Raw genomic sequence first — 440 nt, 5'->3', positions numbered from 1 at the left:
CCGATGAGGTACCGCCCGTTCCACGGAATCACCAGGATAGGCCGGTTGTCCGACTTGGCCTCGAAATAGATGCAGGCCTCTGGCGCGCCCGGGAACGGATCAACAATGATATGAGTGCCGGTTGTGCCACCGATCTGCCGGTCGATACCATGCGAAACGTTCAACTGATCCACCCAGGGACCCGCCGCGTTGACGACACAGGATGCGGCGATATCGAACGTTCCACCCGACAGGGCGTCCCGGGCAGTAACACCCCTAACACCGGCGGGTCCGCCGAGGACTTCGAGGGCTTCAACATAATTGGCTATATCAGCGCCGTACTGGTGAGCGGACAGCGCTGTCTCCAAAACCAGCCGCTCAGGGAAGGCAATCTGGCCGTCATAGTAATGGGCGGCACCGGAGAGCTTGTTTTTGTTCAGGCCCGGCAGCTCAGTGGCCAA

1 protein-coding gene is annotated in these 440 nt (G+C 60.2%); it reads right to left on the bottom strand.

Annotated features, from left to right (window positions below):
• Positions 1-440, bottom strand: a 440-nt coding sequence (locus AC5RWX_RS34340; RefSeq protein ID WP_494100588.1) for an FAD-dependent oxidoreductase, incomplete at both ends; no start/stop codon positions are given.

The sequence above is a fragment of the Arthrobacter sp. SPT-J7 genome (assembly GCF_059089965.1).
Note: the sequence above shows the minus strand (reverse complement) of the source record. Positions and strands in the feature narration are given on the sequence as shown.